This window comes from Streptosporangium sp. NPDC023825 (assembly GCF_040639575.1).
Classification (GTDB): Bacteria; Actinomycetota; Actinomycetes; order Streptosporangiales; family Streptosporangiaceae; genus Streptosporangium.
The window spans coordinates 131,925-148,202 of the sequence record NZ_JBFAAE010000013.1 but is presented as its reverse complement, the minus strand read 5'-3'; the positions used below and the strand labels follow the sequence as shown (position 1 = coordinate 148,202).

Sequence of the window (16,278 nt, the reverse complement as noted above, 5' to 3'; positions counted from 1 at the left end):
GTTCGCATCATCACGACTCCTGGCGCGCACCTCGTGATCTACCCTTTGGGCTCGATGATCGAGCACGAGCACCGGACGACGCCCCGTAGCGGGAGGCTCGCATGAGCGACCACCGGCAGGCGGCCGTCAGGGACCGCCGGAGCGAACCCGCCTCCCACGGCCGCCGCGGCGCGCGGCGCGCGGGAGGGGACGGCCCTCCCCCGGAGACCTCGCCGAGAGACCTCCCGACGCAGCCCAGGGAAGCGGCGCCGAGGAGCAAGGGCCGCAAGCAGCGGCGGCTCACCGGCGGCGCCTGGGCCGGCATCGCGGCGACCGGACTGCTGGTGCTCGGCACCCTGGGCGGCTACGGGGTCTACCGCAACACGGTCGGCAACATCGACGGTGTCGAGCTCGCCGGCAAGCTCGGCAACAACCGCCCGGCGCCCGTCAAGGGCGCGCTCAACGTGCTGATCGTGGGCTCCGACACCCGCGAGGGCGACAACCTCAAGTACGGCCAGAAGATGGCCGACGCGGGCAAGCGCACCGACACGATCATCCTCATGCACATCGCCCCCGACCGCGACAAGGCGACGTTCGTCAGCTTCCCCCGCGACTCGGTGGTCGACATGCCCGCCTGCCAGTCCGAGACGGGCGCACCGGTGGCGGCCCGCACCGAGATGATCAACGCCGCCTACAACGAGGGCGGCATCACCTGCACGATCACCACGATCGAGGCGCTCACCGACATCCGCATCGACCACTTCGTCGAGGTCGACTTCACCGGCTTCAAGAACATCGTGGACGCCCTCGGCGGCGTCAGGGTCTGCCTGACCAAGCCGGTCGACGACAAGAAGGCCAAGCTCCAGCTCCCGGCGGGCTGGCACCTCCTGGCGGGCGAGAAGGCCCTGGGCTACGTCCGGCTGCGCGGCTACGGCGACGGCAGCGACATCGGCCGCATCAAGCGCCAGCAGGTCTTCCTCAGCCAGGTGGTGAAGAAGGCCACCAGCAGCGAGCTGCTGACCGACCCCGTCAAGATGCTGAACTTCATCAACACCGCCGCCAAGTCCGTCCGGATGGACGAGGAGCTGGCCAAGGACACCGGCACCCTGCTCGAGATCGGGAAGAGCGCCCAGAAGCTGACCGCGGGCGGCGTCAAGCTGATCACCGTCCCGTGGGGTCCCCACCCCGACGACCCCAACCGGGTCGCCTGGGTGCAGCCGTACGCGAACCAGCTGTTCGCCGCGATCAAGAACGACACCGAGGTCACCCCGCCCCCGGACCCCAAGGCCAAGCCGGCCGTCAAGCGCGAGCAGGTCAGGATCCAGGTGTTCAACGGCACCGACACCCCGAACAGGGCCAGGGAGGTCGCCGCCGAGCTGGCCGACCAGGGCTTCGTGGTCACCCACGTCGGCAACGCCCGCCCGGCGACCGGCAACGTGCCCACCACCACGGTGCGCTACGCCAAGAAGGACGCCGCCGACGGCGTCTCGTACGGCGACGCGCTGGCCGCCAGGCTCTCCGGCGACAAGCGCGCCCCGGTCGCGGGCAAGGTCAGGCCGGTCACCACCGAGAAGTACGTCCCGTCCGTGGCGCCCCCGCCCACCCCGGGGGGCAAGGCACCGACCGGGCCGGTCATCCAGCTGGTCATCGGCGCCGACTGGCCGGGTGTCCGCGCCCTCCCGAAGATCCCCGACGCCCTCACGGACAAGGTCGTCGACAGCAAGACCAATCCCTGCACCTGACGCCCCCTTCGCGGCGGTCCGGCCGCCGTGACCGGATGCGGCTGGATGCGGCCGGGTGACCGGACCGGGCCGGACGGCGGTGCGACCGGCCGCCGCGTCCGCTCACCCGGCCGGGTGAGCGGACGGAACCGGACCACACGGACGAAGGCGGCGGAGCCCGGCGAACCGGGCATCATGCTCGGGTGGCGGGGAGTCACCGTCCGGGGAGGCGTCGGGAACCGGCTGTTCACCGGGCCGTGGACAGTCACGATTACCCGAGAACCGCCCGAATCAGAGTGCGTGTGTGCGACAGAGGGCGCACAGTCGGTTTAGGGTTGGTCAAGGCCGCGAGGCGAACGCCCGCCCGCACCTCCGGCCCGCCCCCGGGCACCCCGCCAGTCTGCCCGACTACTCCCCGGTCTCCGACAGATAGCTGAGCCTTCCCCTCGTGAGCGACATCCGATCCTTCCAGGTGCCGGCCCCCCAGGACGACGGCGGTTCCGAACCCGGCTCCGGCGGGTCCACCGGCGGGCAGGGCCGGAGATCCGCCCCGTGGCCCGGTCACGCGCAGGCGCCCGGCGGGCCCCAGCCCTCGTGGCCGGAGCCGCCGTCCCCGGATCCGGCCGCCTCCGGCAGGGCGTCCCGGCGCGACGCCGGAGTCGACCGGGAGGAGAGCCCCGGCGAGGTCACCGAGTGGGGGGCCTACCCGGCGTACCGCGAGCCGCACGCCGGCGGCCCTCACGACTCCCACGACCCGCTCGACCTGTCCAAGCCCCTGGACGCCGAGCCGGTCCCCCAGGAGCCCTCGTGGGGCCGCGAGGAGCCCTCGTGGTCCCAGGAAGGTCCGGCGTGGGCGCAGGACTCGTCGTGGGCGCAGGCGTCGTGGGCGCAGGAGGACCCCTCCCCCTCGGTCCCGCCGTGGGCGCGGGAGGACTCCCCTCCCTCGGTGCCGCCGCGGGCGCGGCAGGATCCCTCCCCCTCGGCGCCGCCATGGGGGCAGGAGGACTTCCCCCCGTCGTGGGCGCAGGACGGCCCCACTCCCCCGCAGGGCGCCCCCCAGGTGCCGGCCCCCCGGCCCGACTGGGCCCCGCCGCCCACGTCGCCGCGCGTCCCCCCGCCGCCGGGAGCCGCGCCCCCTCGGGCTCCCGGCCAGGCGCCCGCCCCCGGATATCCCGGGGTCCCCGGGGATTCCCAGCTTCCCGGACGGCCACGGCTGCCCGGAGAGCCGCAGGCTCCCGTGCGGTTCCCGGACACGGGACGACCGCCGTCCGCCCCGCGGCCCCGCCAGGAGCCGCGGCCGGCCGGTGAGCGTCCCTTCTCCTACTGGGAGAACACCAGCCGGGAGAGCGAGCCCTCGTTCTGGAGCCAGGGCCCGCAGGCCGAGCAGGAGCTGCGGGCCGAGCGCGAGCGCGAGCCGGTCGCCGAGGAGGAGGCCCCGGCCCCCGCGGCCAGGAAGAAGCGCGAGCCCTACCTCGACAACGTGAAGTTCGTCCTGATCGCCCTGGTGGTGACGGGCCACTCGCTGGTCCCCACCCTGAAGGCGCACTCGGCGGAGGCCGCGTACCTGTTCATCTACATGTTCCACATGCCGGCGTTCGTGCTGATCAGCGGCTACCTGGGCCGCAACTTCTGGAACTCCAACGCGAAGATCAACAAGCTGGTCGACACCCTGCTGATCCCGTACGTGGTCGTGGAGATCGGCTACGCGCTGCTCCGCTACGGACTTGGCCAGAAGTGGACGCTGACGATAATTGATCCGGCCTGGCTGAACTGGTATCTGCTGGCACTGGTCCTCTGGCGGATCTCCACGCCCATCTGGACGCGGATGCGGCAGCCGCTGCTGGTCGCGGTGGTCATCTACATGGCCGCGGGCTTCTCGGAGATCTCCGGCGACTTCAGCATCGACCGCTTCTTCGGCCTGCTGCCGTTCTACGTGCTCGGCCTGCTGCTCAAGCCCGAGCACTTCGACCTGCTCAAGCCCCTCTGGGTCAAGATCACCTCCGCGGTGGTCCTCGCCGGCGCCGCCGGGGTGGCGATCGTCATCGCGCCCCGCGTCCCCCTCGACCCGATCTACTTCCGCTACAGCTTCAAGGCCATGGACATGTCCTGGTGGCTGGGCTTCGGCGTACGCGGCGCCGTGCTGGTCGCGGCGCTGGTCATGACGGTCGCGGTGCTCGCGCTGGTGCCCCGGGGCGAGACCTGGTTCTCCGACCTCGGCACCCGCACCCTGTACGCCTACCTGCTCCACGGCGTCGTGGTGGTCATCGCCAAGGACCAGGGCTGGCTGAGCTTCCCCTGGCTGTACGGCCCGCTGGGCGTGGCGGCGATCGCGTGCAGCTCGCTGGCCCTGGCCATCGTGCTGTGCCTGCCGGAGACCCGCAAGCTCTTCAAGTGGATGCTCGAACCCCGCCTGGTCTGGCTCTACCGCCGCCCGTCCCCGCCCGCCGACACCACCGCCGCTACCACCGCACCGGCCGACGCCGCACCCGCCGCCAGGGAGAGTTCAGCGCCAGTTACCCGGTAATTAACCCCCCACATCCGGTGATGACGGAACGAACCCTCAGCATCGGGATATGCGGGTATGCGTCGCGACAATCGCTCATCACCCAGAGGACGCCCGGATCATGCATCGGCAGATCCGGTCGCTCCTCGACGCCGGGCATGAGATCACCTACGTCGCCCCCTTCACCGACTGCAACGTCACCCCGGATCCCGGGATCCGGGCGATCGACGTGCCCCGGGCGACCGCCGGGCGCCGCAGGCGGGCGCTGAAGGCCGCCCGGGGGGCCCTGAAACGCGGGGTGGAGGGCGCCGACCTGCTGGTCGTACACGACACGGAACTGCTGTTCCGCCTGCCCAGGCGCCGCCCCGCCACCGTCTGGGACGTGCGAGGAGACGGCGGGAGCGCCTGGGGCGCTGACGCGCCGGGCACCGGCCTCGGCCTCCCCGGCCCCCTGCGCCGGACCCTGCCCGCGCTGGTACGCCGGGTCGAGGCCCGCGCGGAGCACCGCCTGCACCTGATCCTGGCCGAGGACTCCTACCGGGAGCGGTTCTCCGGCCCCCACCCGGTCGTGCCCAACGCCGCCTACGTGTCCCCGAACCCGCCCCCGCCGCCCGGCCGGAACCGGGTGGTCCACGTGGGCCACCTCTCCGAGGCCGGAGGCGTGGCCGAGCTGATCGAGTCGGCCCGGCTGCTGCTCCCGTACGGGATCAGGCTCGACCTGATCGGCTCCGCCGACGTCCGGATCAGGCCGCTGCTGCGGGACGCGCAGCGGGAGGGCCTGCTCGACTGGTACGGCTACGTGCCCAACCGGCACGCGCTGCGGATGGCCGAGGGGGCGATCGCCGGCCTGTCGCTCCCGCACGACGCGCCCGGCCCCCGGCCCGTACCGGCCAAGATCATCGACTACATGTCCCGGGGAGTCCCGGTGATCACCACCCCCCTGCCCGCCGCGGCGTCCATGGTCGAGAGGACCGGGTGCGGTGTCGTCGTCCCCTTCGGGGACGCCCGGGCGGCGGTACGCGCGGTGCTGGCGTTGCGGGACGACCCCGAAGGGGCGGCCGCGACGGGCGCGCGCGGCCACGCCGAGGCCCTGGCCCACCACAACTGGCCGGACCACGCGGGCGCGTTCGTCGGGCGGCTGGAGGAATGGGCGGGCAAACCAGTGACGTCCGGCCTGGAGATTGGTGTACTGGAGGCATGGCACGCCATCTGATTCAGGGGCGCGAGGTCACCATGCCGGTCCGCGTCCGCGACGTCATGGTCTGCAGCGCGTCCTACCTGGTCAGGGCGGACGCCGCGCGGGCGGTGATCGCCTACTCGCATCTGGACGTCGCCGAGGTGCTACCCCGCAAGGCCCTGTGCACGCTGGTGTTCGCCGACTATCTCGACAGCGACCTGGGCGGCTACCACGAGTTCGGCGTCGCCTTCCTGGCCAGGCCCCCCGGCTCCGGCCACGTTCCCCGCGGGGGGCTGCGCGCGAACCTGGCCGAGCTGCACCGCACCGGCGCCGGGGCGTTCGTCCACTGGCTCCCGGTCGACCAGGGCTTCACCCTGGAGGCGGGTCGCGCCATCTGGGGCTTCCCCAAGGAACTCGCCCACATCGATCTGCGCATGTCCTCCCCCTACAAACGGTGCATCGTGCGCAAGGACGGCCGCCTGGTGCTGGACCTGCTGATCAAACCGGGCGTCCCGGTGCCGGGCACCGGCATGATGACCCCCCTCGACGCCTACAGCCACCTGGACGGCGTCACCCGCCGCATCCCCTGGTCGCTGTCCCCCCGGGGGATCCGCACGCGCCCCGGCGGCGCTCTCATCCGCCTGGGCAACCATCCGATCGCCAAGGAGCTGAGCGAGCTCGGCCTGCCCAAGCGCGCCCTGGTGACGAGCACGGTCGCCCACCTGGCCATGACGCTCGGCGAGGCCAAAGAACCCTGAGGGCACTGAGGGCATTGAGGGCTCGGGGAGGAGCCGCCCGCGGGATCAGGCGTCGAGTTCCAAAAGGGGCAGCTCGGCCCTCGTCGGCAGGCCCTGCCAGTCGCTGGGCCCCGACGAGGCGAAGGCCGCGAGCAGGCCGCCCCGGCGCAACCGGTCGGCCGGGTGCAGACCTTCCAGCAGCGCGCTGAGATAGCCCGCGACGAAGGCATCCCCCGAGCCGTTGGGGTCGACCACGGGCGTGGAGAGGCTGGCGGCGTCGTGGCGGACACCGTCGACCCGCACGCTCGCCCCCCGGGCGCCGCGGGTCACGATGACCTCGCGATCCCCGGTGAGCGCGGGCTTGACCAGGTCGAGCTCGGTCTGCCGGACGAACAGCACGTCGGCCGAGCAGGCCAGCACGCTGAGGATCTCCTCGGCCTCGCGCAGGTCGGGCCAGAGCTGGTCGTGGTAGTCGATCGCCACCGAGACCGCGACCCCGGCGGTCCGCGCGGCGCGCACGGCGGCGTGCATGGCGTCGCGCGCGCTCAGCGCGGCGGTGATCCCGCTGACGTGCAGGACGCGGGAGGCCGCGATCCGGTCCACCGGGACGTTCCCCTGGGCGAGCCTGACGCCGGTGCGGTAGTACGTGACCCTGGACGCCTGGCCGAGCCTCGACTCCTTCAGGAGGATCCCGGTCGGGGACCCCTCGTCCACCCGGGCGTCGGAGACGTCCACGCCCTCGCCGCGCAGCGCGGTGAGGATCCTGGCCCCCAGCTCGTCGCCGCCGACCTTGCCCAGCCAGCCCACCCGGTGGCCGAGCCGCGACAGCCCGACCGCGACGGTGAACTCGGCCCCGGCGACGTCCAGCCTGGCCTCGTGCTCGTGGCGGATCCGGCCGCTGGTGACGACGCCGAACGCCTCGCCGAGGGTGTAAACGTCCACTGCGGATCGGGGATCAGACGATCGGCGGGCGGCCGAGGCGGAGCATGCGCCAGGCGGTGTTCCAGCCCATGGGACGGCGCTCGCCCGCGGGCTCGCGGAGCCCCTCGGTGAAGCCCTTGAACCAGGCGCGCAGGGCCGGCCTGGAGCGCTCGCGGACCAGGGTCAGCACGATCCAGTTGAGGAGGTAGAGCGCGGCCAGCGCCCAGGGAAGGTTGCGGCGGGCCAGCCAGACCCGGTTGCGGGCGTTGAGGCGGTAGAAGTCGGTGTGCCGGGTCGGGGGGACCTGCGGGTGGTACATGACCGTCTGGGCGTCGTACTCGATGCGGTAGCCCTCGCCGAGGAGCCTCCAGGCCAGGTCGGTCTCCTCGTGGGCGTAGAAGAAACGCTCGGGGAGACCGCCGACCTGGAGGAAGGCCGAGCGGCGGATGGCGCACGCGCCGCCCAGGAAGGTGGTGACCGGGGAGGACCGCTCGGGGTCGCCCGCGCGCAGGCGGGGGACGTGGCGGCGCTGGCCGATGCCGCCGTCGGGGTCCTTCACCCTGAAGGAGACGACCGCGAGGTCGTGCTCGGTGGAGAAACGCTCCCGCAGGTGGGAGACGAGCCCCATGTCGGCGTACCAGCCGTCGTCGTCGAGGAAGAGGACGACGTCGCCCGAGCACTCCTCGACGCCGCGGTTGCGGCCCGCGGGAATGCCCGCGTTGTGGTTCAGCCGCACGCTCCTGATCGAGGCCGAGGAACCCGGGGGCACGGTGGCCGACAGCTCGGGAACGTCCGTGCCGTTGCCGACGATGACCACCTCGACGTCACCGTCGACCTGGTTCAGCGCGGACTCGACCGCCCGGTCCAGCTCGGGGACCCGGTTGCCCATGGTGAGGATGACGCACGAGATCTTCAACGGGTCATCGTCCTGACGCGTCGAGAGCACGTACGGAGCATACTTTCATGACCACCGAGTCTGCTGGGCCGGGAATTCTGGCGGGGCTGGAGTTTCCCGGTATACCGGAGTTTCCTGGCATACCGGGGGACAAGCGTATCGGAACCGCTGGCGAACACCTGCCAAACAGCGGGGTGTTCGCACTTACGACGCGCCCGGACGCCATCCGGTTCCTCATGAAAGCCGCCTGGACGCCAGGATGCTGATCAGATGCAGGATCGTCTGCAGCACGGCGACGACCACGCAGGCCACCACGAGGATCCTCGTCGCCGCCAGCCCTCCGTTGAGCGCGTCCCAGATCGCGGCGACCACGATGAGGAGGGACAGCTCGACCGCCTGCACGATCCGGTGGAATTTCAGCGCCGCGGCCGCCCTGCGCGCCATGCCCAGCCCGCGCGACCGGAAGTGCTCGGCCGAGGACTCGGTCGCCGCGACCAGCCCGGAGCGGGCCCGGGCCACGTCGACCAGGTCGGTCTCCGCCTTGATCAGGATGGCGCCGAGCGCGGCGGCGAACCCGGTCACGGTGTACCAGTCGGGCAGGATCTCCGACGCCCGGAAACCCAGCCCGATGAGGATGGCCGCCTCGGCGAAGTAGTGGCCGACCCGGTCGAGGTAGACGCCGGTGATGGAGGTGCGGCCGGTCCAGCGGGCCAGCTCGCCGTCGGAGCAGTCGAGCAGCAGGTAGAGCTGGACCAGCAGGGCCGCGAGGACGGCCGCCCAGAGCCCCGGCAGCGCGAGCACCGCCCCGGCCAGCAGGCCGGTGAGGATCATCAGCCAGGTGGTCTGGTTGGGGGTGATCGGCGTCTTGGCGAGGAACCAGGTGACGTAGATCGACAGCTTGCGCATGTAGAGCGCGCCGGCCCAGTGCTCGCCGCTGTTGCGGTCCATGGTCGAGTGCGGCTGGGCCACCGCACGGAGCTCAGCGACCGACGGCCCGGACATAATCCTCCACCCGATCGTGAATCTCCGGCTCCGACAGGCGCAGGTGCTCGAGGATCGTGTAGCGGCCGGGGCGCGTGGCCGGGGCCAGCATGACCGCCTCGGTGAACTGGGCCGGGGACAGCCCCACGTCGACGGGGGTGACCGGCAGCTCGTGCCCGCGCAGGCAGTCGACGACCTGGTTGAGCCTCCGCGAGTCCTCGCGGAGGAAGAAACAGAATGCGGCACCTATCCCGGCGAGCTCGCCGTGGTTGGAGGTGCCGGGAAAGAGCTGATCCACGGCATGCAGGATCTCATGGTCTCCGCCACTCGAAGGACGCGAGGACCCGGCGACCACCATCGACATGCCCGACAGGATGAGCGCCTCGGCCAGCACGGTGAGGAACGCGTCGGACTCGATCGAGTCGGATCTGCCGATCACCGCCTCCGCCGAGGTCCTGGACATCGCGCAGGCCAGGCCATCGATCGGCTCCCCGCGCTCGCTCGCGCCGAGCTGCCAGTCCTCGATCGCCGAGAGGTTGCTGACCACGTCGCCGACCCCGGACCGGACCAGCGAGGCGGGCGCGTCGTGTACGAAATCGAGATCCACCATGATGGCCAGCGGCATGGGCACGCCGAAGGAGCCCTTGCCGCCGTCGTGCGTGAGCGAGGCCACCGGCGAGCAGATCCCGTCGTGCGACAGGTTGGTGGCCACCGCCACCATCGGGATCCCGGCCAGCGACGCGGCGTACTTGGTCACGTCGATGGTCTTGCCGCCGCCGATGCCCACGACCGCCTCGTACGCGCCCTTGCGCAGGTCGGCACCGAGCGAGATCGCCGCGTCGACCGAGCCGTCGGGCACCCGGAAGACCTGGGCCTCGCCGAGCGAGGGAGTGATCACCGAGGCGATCCGGTCTCCCTGGCCCGCGCCCACGGCCACCGCCACCCGCCCCGAGGTCGCCACCCTGCTGTCGGCCAGCAACGAGCCCAACTGGGCGACAGCGCCCCGGCGCACCTCCATGGACAGGGGGGCCGGGAGCATCCTGGCTAGTATCGGCACGCGATCTCCCGCGCCTTGGCGAGGTCGTCGTGGTTGTCTACCTCGACCCACGGGACGTCGCCGATCGGAGCGACGGCGATCTTCTCGCCGCGGGCGACGAGCTCCTGGTAGCCGTCCTCGTAGTAGAGCTGCGGGTCGCGCTCGAAGGTGGCCTGGAGGGCGTCGGCGAGGCGGTCGCCGATGCCCGGCCGGATGAGCGTGGCGCCGATGTACTCACCGGCGGCGGCGGGCGGGTCCATCAGCTTGGTGATCAGCCGCAGGTGGCGGTCGCCGTCCAGGGTGACCTTCATCTCCTCGTCGGCGAGCTTCTTGACGTCGTCGACCGCGAGCAGGATGTCGGTGGTCGCCGGCGCGGAGAGCAGCGTCTCCTCCACCGAGACGGGGTGCACCGTGTCGCCGTTGACCAGGAGCACGCCCTGGTCGAAGTAGTCGCGCGCGCACCACAGGGAGTAGGCGTTGTTCCACTCCTCGGCCTTGTCGTTGTGCACGAGGGTGAGCTTCACGCCGTGCCGCCGTTCCAGCTCGGCCTTGCGCTCGTGTACCGCCTGCGCCTGGTAGCCGACGATGACCACGACGTCACGGAGATCGGCCGCCGCGAGGTTGCGCAGCGAGATGTCCATGATCGTGGTGTCGCCGTCGACCGGCACGAGCGCCTTGGGCAGCGTGTCCGTGTACGGCCGCAGGCGTCGTCCGGCCCCGGCGGCCAGCACCATTCCCAGCAACGTGCACTCCTCATTCGGGTGAGAGCCTCCCGGCGGGCACTCCTAGGCCCCAAAGATTAGTTGCCTTCGGACCCTGATCGTGTAATCCGGGGTTCGCCGGACGTTCTCAATCGTGTGCGCCGAGGTCGGCCGCGTCCACCCCGGTGTTCACCCCGGTGTCCACCCCGACCCGCGGGGCGGCCAGCCAGCAGGTGACGCTCTCCCAGGAGAAAAGGCACCACAGGTAGAGCGCGAACAGGGCGAACACCAGCGTGACCTGCCCGGCGAGCCCGCCGAGGGCGATCAGCAGCATCCGGCCGTCCCAGCCGAGCCCGGAGGTGGCCAGCCAGGACGGCGGGTAGACCCGCTGCCTCAGCCGGTAGACGACGTCGTAGTGGTGGAAGGCCATCGCGCCGAGCAACATGAAGATCAGCCACGGCGGCACGCCGTGCGCGAAGCCCACCGAGGCCACGAAGCCGTACTCGGTGAGGCGCAGGATCGGCGGCACCAGCCAGTCGAGCCGGCCGTCGTGCGGGTGGGAGCTTCCGAGACCGGCCAGCAGCAGCGCCACCGCGGGGGCGAACACCGCCGGCCCGTCGGTGCCGGCCACCCCGACCAGCAGCAGCACCCCGGTCACGAACATCCCGACGATCGCGGGCGGCAGCGGCGGGAGCTGCCCGGCCACCAGGGCTCCCATGCCCCTCGACAGCACCCCGTCGTCCCGGTAGGCGACCACGACGCTCCGCGGCACCGGCGCCATATGCACAGAAATCATGATCGCACCTGTTTTCCCACTCGTCGGGCGGAGGATCCGTCCCGCCGGTCGCGGACCCCGTCGCCCCGGGTCATTCGTCGTGCCGGTCACGGGTCCCGCCGTTCCGGGCCGTTCTTCGTGCCGGTCACGGGTCCCGCCGTTCCGGGCCGTTCTTCGTGCCGGTCACGGGTCCCGCCGTTCCGGGCCGTTCTTCGTGCCGGTCATGGATCCTGTCGTCCCGGGTCATCGGCTGAGCGACCTGCCCATCCGGCCGAAGAGGATGTAGAGGGCGGCGATCCCGCCCCAGGCCAGCAGCGCGATGAAGGTCACCCGGGCGTTGAAGAGGGCGGCGGTCACCGCGATCAGGGCCATCCGCTCCCCGATGGGCAACACGATGATCTTCTTGAACCAGCGGGTGAGCGACGCCTTCTCCATGGCCCGCGAGAGCCGCACGACCGCGTTGCCCGCCCCGGGCCCGGCGCCGTCCCCTGCGGCCGCCCTGCCCAGAGAGTCCGCCCGCCCGCCTCCGGGACCCGCCGTCCGCTCGTCCCCGGGCCCCGCCCGCTCGCCTCCGGCACCGGCGGCCGGTGCGCCGGCCCCGTCTTCCCCGCTCTCGCCCGCGCCCGGTGTCCGTCCCGCGTCGGCCCCCGCGAACGCGGCCCGCCGCTCCGGCCGGTACGGCGCCACCGACCGCCTCGCGTCACCGGCCGGGTCGGCCAGCGAACCCGCCGTCCCGGCCCAGGCCGCGCCCACCCGGCTCGCGTCGGCGCGCGCCCCCGAGTACGAGAAGTCGATCGTGTGGCGGAGCATCTGCAGGATCATCGCGGACACCGCCAGCGCCCAGATGCCGTCCGGGCCGCCGCCCGCGACGTCCAGCCCGGCCGCGTACCCGATGGCGAGGCCCAGGTAGACGGCGTACTCCTTGACGCGGTCGAAGGTGGCGTCCAGCCACGCCCCGAGCGGCGAGAAGGTCCGGGTGTAGCGGGCGAGCTGGCCGTCGACGCAGTCGAGCACGAACGACAGGTAGAGCAGGACCGCCCCGGCGATCAGACCTGGCCGGGTGCCCACGGAGAACCAGATCGCGGCGAGCGCGGCGAAGCCGACGGAGATGCCGGTGACCGCGTTCGGCGTCAGGCCGAGCCCGGCGACCGACTTCACGAGGTGCCTGGACCAGGAGCTCACCCCGTACGTGGCGAAGAAGCCGTCGCCGGTCTTGACCGCGGCGTCCAGCCGGGCCTCGCCCTCGTCGACCTCGGCCAGCCGGGACACGGCCGCGTCGGCGTCCGCCTGCCCGGCCATCCGGTCGGCGTGCAGGCGGCCGAGCCTGGCCGCGCGCACCTGGACGCCGGAGCGGACCAGGCCGACCAGGAGCAGGCCGGGGGCCTCGCCGCCGTCCATCGGGCCGAAGGCGCCCGTCTCGGCCAGCTCGGCGAGCCTCTCGGCGGTCTCGGCGAAACCCGCGAGGTCGGACACGCCGACCTGGAAGGCGCCCCTGAAGGTGCCGTTGGTCTCGCCGGCCTCGTGGAAGGAGGTGCCCGCGGCCACCACGGACCTGCCGTCGGTCCTGACCGGGGGGCGCGCCGGTCCCGGGGCCGCGCCCACCTGGTCCACCCGGCCCGCCTCGCCCACCAGCGCGCCGGTGTCGCGGGCCGGGTGCTCCACGAGCATGGCCAGCGCCTCGGTGTGCGCCACCAGGTCGCCGGCGACCACCAGCACCGGGCCGATGGACGAGCGGGCCACCTTCGCGATCCTGCGCAGGTCGTCGGCGAGCCCCCTCGACCCCTCGGTCCCGATCATGTGGGTACCGCCGGGCGCGTGGATGATGTCGCTGGAACGGGCCACCACGTGCACGTCCCGTACGGGAAGGGAGGCGAGCTGGCCGGTCAGCCTGTCGAGCAGGGTCCCGCCGGAGCACCTGAGGCCGGACGTCTCGGTGGTGGCGAGCACGACCGCGACCGCCTGTGAGGCGTCGGACGGGGCGATGGCGTGAGGGTCAGGCAATCCGGGCTCCTTCGTATCCGACGGGATCACCGTACGAATCGGGGAGTGCGCACTCAGCGTAGCTAGATCTTGACGGGATAGCACGGGAGCACGCCGGACGATCGGGTACGCACCCATTACGCTCGCCATATCCGAACTGTCAAAGGAATCTGATCGTGGCCGAACGTGAACCGCGTCCCCGAACCGTCGGTGTGGTCCTGGCAGGCGGCGTCGGCCGGCGCGTCGGCCACGACACCCCCAAGCAGCTGCTGGAGATAGCCGGCAGGACGATCCTCGAACACACCCTCGCCCTGTTCGAGGGATCACCGGAGATCGACGAGATCATGGTCCTGATGGCGCCCGGCTTCACCGGCGAGGTGGAGCGGATCGTCGAGCGCAACGGCTTCACGAAGGTCGGCAGGATCCTGGAGGGCGGCGCGAGCCGCCCGGAGACCACCTGGCGGGCGCTGCGGGCCCTGGGCGCGCGGGAGTGCCTCGTGCTGCTGCACGACGCCGTACGCCCGCTGGCGGAGCCCAGGATCATCGCCGACTGCGTCGAGGCGCTGAGGACCTTCTCGGCGGTCGAGGTGGCGATCCCGAGTTCCGACACCATCGTGGTGACCTCGCAGGGGCCGCACGGGGAGATCGTCAGCGACGTCCCCGACCGGGCCGGCCTGCGCCGCGTCCAGACCCCGCAGTGCTTCCGGCTCTCGGTGATCCGCGAGGCGTACGAGCGCGCCTTCGCCGACCCCGGCTTCGCCGACCGGCCGCCCACCGACGACTGCGGGGTGGTGCTGCGCTACCTTCCCGACGTGCCGATCCACGTGGTGCCGGGCAGCGAGCGGAACATGAAGGTCACGCACCCGGTGGACCTGTTCATCGCCGACAAGCTCCTCCGGCTCGCCGCGAGCGACGTCCCCGCCCGTTCCGGCACCGCCCTGCGCGAGGCGCTGGAGGGCAGGACCGTGGTGGTGTTCGGCGCGGACGGCGGCGCCGGCGCCGAGGTGGCGGAACTGGCCGGGCGGCACGGCGCCCGCGTGTTCCCCCTCCTCGGCTCACCTGGCCTCCCGCGGCCGGCGTGCTCCCCGGGGTCACCGGGGTCACCGCCCCCCTCGGGAACACCGGACCCCTCCGAGACGCATGACCTTCCCGGTACGCGGGACCTTCCCGGTGCGCCGAGCCTTCCCGGTACGCCGGACGGGGTCCGCGTCGACGACTTCCGGGCGGTGGCCGACGCGCTCGCCCGGGTCGTCAAGGAGACGGGCGGGATCGACTACGTGGTCAGCGCGGCGGGCGCGTCCCCGGGCAGGATCGACGCGGTGGACGACACCGCGATCGCCGAGACCGTGAGCCTGAACCACCTGGGCCCCGTCACCGTCGCCAGGGCGGCCCTCCCCCATCTCCGCGAGACGCGGGGACAGCTGCTGTTCCACGCCCCCTCCCGTGCCCGGGACGCGGCGGGAGACGGCCTGCGCTCCTTCGCGGGAGCCGCCGTGGCCGGCCTGACCCGGGCGCTCGCGGAGGAATGGGCCGGGTACGGGGTACGGGTCAACTGCGTAGATCCCGGGCGGGCCGAAGCCACGGCGCCGCCGGGCCCGCCCGCCCCGCACGCCGTCGCCCGCACCTCGCTGGACGTGCTCGCCTCCGGCGTCACCGGCCAGGTCGTCGACGCCCGCCCCTGAGCGGCACCCGCCCCGGGCCCCCGCCCCGACCGGCACGGTCCCGGACCGGCGCGCCTCCCCGGCACCCGTCCGGGCCAGCGCGGCCCTTTGCCCCCGTCCCCGCGGGCGCACGCTCCCGGCACGCGCCCCGGCGGGGTCAGCCGCCCGCGCGGCCGGGCTTGCCGAGCCTTCTCGGGCTCGTCAGGAAGCCCCAGCCCCACGACATGTGCATGGTGACGTAGACCAGCGGCAGCCGGACGAGCGCCGGGGCGGGCAGGCCGCTGCCGGTGACCGCGGAACCGGCCAGGATCGCCGCCAGGTAGCCGCCCGGGATCAGCAGTCCCGGCCAGAAGAACGGGGAGACCACCAGGCCCGCGAGGATGGCCAGCACGGCCATGGGCGGCGCCAGGTAGCGCAGGTTGATCGTGCCCTCGTGGGTGCGGGCGACCACCCTGCGCCAGCGGCCGTAGTGGAAGTACTGCTTGGCGAGCGCCTTGAGGTCGGGCCTGGGCCGGTAGGAGACGCGCATCCGGGGCTGGAACCAGACCAGGCCGCCCGTCTCGCGGATGCGGTGGTTCATCTCCCAGTCCTGGGCCCGCTGGAAGTGCTCGTCGTAACCGCCGACCCGCTCCAGCGCGGAGCGGCGGAACACGCCGAGGTAGACCGTGTCGGCCGGGCCGGCGGTGCCGCCGGTGTGGAACCGGGCGCCGCCGACACCGATCTTGGACGTCATCGCGCGGGCCACCGCCTGCTCGAACGGCGTGACGCCCTCGGCCGCCATGACGCCGCCCACGTTGTCGGCGCCGGTCTCCTCAAGGGTCTCCACCGCGACCTGGAGGTAGTCGTCGGGGAGCATCGCGTGGCCGTCCACCCTGGCGATGATCGTGTTGCCGGAGGCGGCGATGGCGGCGTTGAGCGCGTTGGGGGTGCGGCCGGTCGGATTGGGCACGACGACCACGCGAGGGTCGTCGGCGGCGATTTCGTCGGCGACCTCCTGGGTACGGTCGCGAGAGGGGCCGATCGCGAGAACGACCTCGATCGGTCCCGCGTACCGCTGCGAGAGCACCTGACGCACCGCCTCCCGCAGATGGCGCTCCTCGTTCAGCACCGGGATGACGATGGAGATGGGGGGCCAGACACGTGTCTCGGAAGACGACGCCGGCGCGGGCGAGTCGGGGAACTGCTTCATGGCGTCGCTCACGCTACTGTAC

At 72.5% G+C, this 16,278-nt stretch carries 13 protein-coding genes; 5 read left to right on the top strand and 8 right to left on the bottom strand.

Annotated elements, in window-relative coordinates; genetic code table 11:
* The first annotated feature begins 101 nt into the window (after positions 1 to 101).
* From AB0G15_RS14990 to AB0G15_RS14975, 4 genes are all read left to right on the top strand, one after another.
* Positions 102 to 1,721, top strand: a complete 1,620-nt coding sequence (locus tag AB0G15_RS14990) for an LCP family protein (RefSeq protein ID WP_362839264.1) — start codon at positions 102 to 104, stop codon at positions 1,719 to 1,721.
* Positions 1,722 to 2,148: 427 nt separating this feature from the next.
* Entirely contained in the window at positions 2,149 to 4,224 is a 2,076-nt protein-coding gene (locus AB0G15_RS14985; protein WP_362839261.1) for an acyltransferase family protein, read from the top strand.
* 100 nt (positions 4,225 to 4,324) lie between these two features.
* The gene (locus AB0G15_RS14980; RefSeq protein ID WP_362839258.1) at positions 4,325 to 5,416 is read left to right on the top strand and encodes a glycosyltransferase; all 1,092 of its coding nucleotides are present in this window, start codon (positions 4,325 to 4,327) and stop codon (positions 5,414 to 5,416) included.
* A complete protein-coding gene (locus AB0G15_RS14975) occupies positions 5,401 to 6,138 on the top strand; it encodes an acetoacetate decarboxylase family protein (RefSeq protein WP_362839254.1) in 738 nt (245 codons plus the stop codon). Before AB0G15_RS14980 ends, AB0G15_RS14975 begins: the two co-directional genes overlap by 16 nt.
* A 45-nt stretch (positions 6,139 to 6,183) precedes the next feature.
* Here AB0G15_RS14975 and AB0G15_RS14970 read toward each other — a convergent pair whose 3' ends face one another.
* The 7 genes from AB0G15_RS14970 to AB0G15_RS14940 form a co-directional block, all read right to left on the bottom strand.
* Positions 6,184 to 7,059 carry a sugar kinase gene (locus AB0G15_RS14970; protein ID WP_362839252.1) on the bottom strand — a complete coding sequence of 292 codons (876 nt, stop codon included), beginning with the start codon at positions 7,057 to 7,059 and terminating at the stop codon, positions 6,184 to 6,186.
* A gap of 13 nt (positions 7,060 to 7,072) precedes the next feature.
* A complete protein-coding gene (locus AB0G15_RS14965) occupies positions 7,073 to 7,954 on the bottom strand; it encodes a glycosyltransferase family 2 protein (protein WP_362839323.1) in 882 nt (293 codons plus the stop codon).
* A 213-nt stretch (positions 7,955 to 8,167) separates the two neighbouring features.
* Positions 8,168 to 8,935, bottom strand: coding sequence for a CDP-alcohol phosphatidyltransferase family protein (locus tag AB0G15_RS14960; RefSeq protein WP_362839250.1), 768 nt, complete (start codon positions 8,933 to 8,935; stop codon positions 8,168 to 8,170).
* Entirely contained in the window at positions 8,913 to 9,953 is a 1,041-nt protein-coding gene (locus AB0G15_RS14955; RefSeq protein ID WP_344743295.1) for an iron-containing alcohol dehydrogenase family protein, read from the bottom strand. Before AB0G15_RS14955 ends, AB0G15_RS14960 begins: the two co-directional genes overlap by 23 nt.
* A gap of 5 nt (positions 9,954 to 9,958) precedes the next feature.
* Complete coding sequence (locus AB0G15_RS14950) at positions 9,959 to 10,693, bottom strand: phosphocholine cytidylyltransferase family protein (RefSeq protein ID WP_362839247.1); 735 nt, start codon at positions 10,691 to 10,693, stop codon at positions 9,959 to 9,961.
* A gap of 106 nt (positions 10,694 to 10,799) precedes the next feature.
* Entirely contained in the window at positions 10,800 to 11,447 is a 648-nt protein-coding gene (locus AB0G15_RS14945; protein WP_362839245.1) for a DUF5941 domain-containing protein, read from the bottom strand.
* Between the two features lie 222 nt (positions 11,448 to 11,669).
* On the bottom strand, positions 11,670 to 13,427 hold the full coding sequence (locus AB0G15_RS14940; RefSeq protein ID WP_362839242.1) for a CDP-alcohol phosphatidyltransferase family protein: 1,758 nt from the start codon (positions 13,425 to 13,427) through the stop codon (positions 11,670 to 11,672).
* A 155-nt stretch (positions 13,428 to 13,582) separates the two neighbouring features.
* Between AB0G15_RS14940 and AB0G15_RS14935 the strand changes: the two genes are divergently transcribed.
* Positions 13,583 to 15,088 carry a bifunctional cytidylyltransferase/SDR family oxidoreductase gene (locus AB0G15_RS14935; RefSeq protein WP_362839239.1) on the top strand — a complete coding sequence of 502 codons (1,506 nt, stop codon included), beginning with the start codon at positions 13,583 to 13,585 and terminating at the stop codon, positions 15,086 to 15,088.
* 136 nt (positions 15,089 to 15,224) lie between these two features.
* Here AB0G15_RS14935 and AB0G15_RS14930 read toward each other — a convergent pair whose 3' ends face one another.
* On the bottom strand, positions 15,225 to 16,256 hold the full coding sequence (locus AB0G15_RS14930) for an ExoA family glycosyltransferase (protein WP_362839321.1): 1,032 nt from the start codon (positions 16,254 to 16,256) through the stop codon (positions 15,225 to 15,227).
* Positions 16,257 to 16,278 lie beyond the last annotated feature (22 nt).